The 633-nt window shown below is 57.7% G+C and carries 1 protein-coding gene; it reads left to right on the top strand.

Translation table 11 applies throughout. The features are described 5' to 3' along the window. Positions 1-279, top strand: a 279-nt coding sequence (locus F6Q13_RS19490) for a type II toxin-antitoxin system PemK/MazF family toxin (RefSeq protein WP_293060002.1), incomplete at its 5' end; no start/stop codon positions are given. Between the last annotated feature and the right edge of the window lie 354 nt (positions 280-633).

Raw genomic sequence — 633 nt, 5'->3', positions numbered from 1 at the left:
AAGCGCCGTCCAGTGCTGGTCATCCAGGCCGATCCGTACAACGCCAGTCGCCTTGCGACCGTGCTCACCGCGGTGATCACCTCAAACACGGCCCTGGCGGCGATGCCCGGCAATGTGTTCTTACCTGCCGCAGTGACTGGGCTTCCATGCGATTCAGTCATCAATGTGACTGCGCTCGTGACGCTTAACAAGACGGACCTGTCGGATAGGATCGGTGAAGTACTGCCAAATATCATGAGCGAAGTCGACCGGGGTCTCCGGCGCGTGCTGGGCCTTTGACCGCTTTGGCGCAGATATCTTGCCGCATAATTCAAGTCGTACTGGGTAGCTGGTAGCGATGGTGTTTGAGGCAGCGTTGCGAGCACATTCGCCTGGGGCATCTCGCATTGGTTTAGTACCGATAAGGGACATTATGTCAGGTAAAGACTCTTGAGGCCGGGTCGCTGAAAAGTCGGCCGAGCCAGCGGGTCATCTCGTTTCGAATAGCGGTTCCACTGCGAAATGGTCGTGGGCGGCTGTCGAGGCCAGAACCGGCCCAACGGTCACCGCCCGGTATCCATATGGAAACGCAATCGACTTTGGGCCTTTCGGGCTCTATCGTTCGCAGCATTCGCATCGTTAACATCGCGCGAT

The sequence above is a fragment of the Mycobacterium sp. genome (assembly GCF_008709575.1).
In the GTDB taxonomy this organism is placed as follows: Bacteria; Actinomycetota; Actinomycetes; order Mycobacteriales; family Mycobacteriaceae; genus Mycobacterium.
The sequence above is the reverse complement of the archived record's forward strand: the minus strand, read 5'-3'. Positions and strand labels throughout refer to the sequence as shown.